Source organism: Parapedobacter sp. SGR-10, from assembly GCF_011030405.1.
Classification (GTDB): Bacteria; Bacteroidota; Bacteroidia; order Sphingobacteriales; family Sphingobacteriaceae; genus Sphingobacterium.
In genome coordinates, this window is record NZ_JAAJTJ010000085.1 from 1 (window position 1) to 270 (window position 270).

Below are 270 nucleotides of genomic sequence, written 5' to 3' on the forward strand. Positions count from 1 at the left end.
ACCAGTAGCCTGACGACGCCACATTTCAAACTGGAAAAGTCGATCGCGAGCAGCAGCATATCCTTGTGCAAAAAACAGATCATACTGGTTTTTAGCATAGATATGGTTTATCCCCCATTTATCCCTAATAATCTCTACAGATTCTTTCAGACCAGGAATTTTTTCTTTTTTTAACTCTGTAGAGGAAAGACAGGAAGTAAAAAGGACAATAAAAAGTAAATTCAAATATTTCATAGTTAACTAACTATCAACACTAAATTATTCCTAGTT

The 270-nt window shown here is 34.4% G+C and carries 1 protein-coding gene; it reads right to left on the minus strand.

Translation table 11 applies throughout. The features are described 5' to 3' along the window. A partial coding sequence (locus G5B00_RS17970) for a penicillin acylase family protein (protein WP_163878856.1) occupies positions 1 to 234 on the minus strand: 234 nt, incomplete at its 3' end. Positions 235 to 270 lie beyond the last annotated feature (36 nt).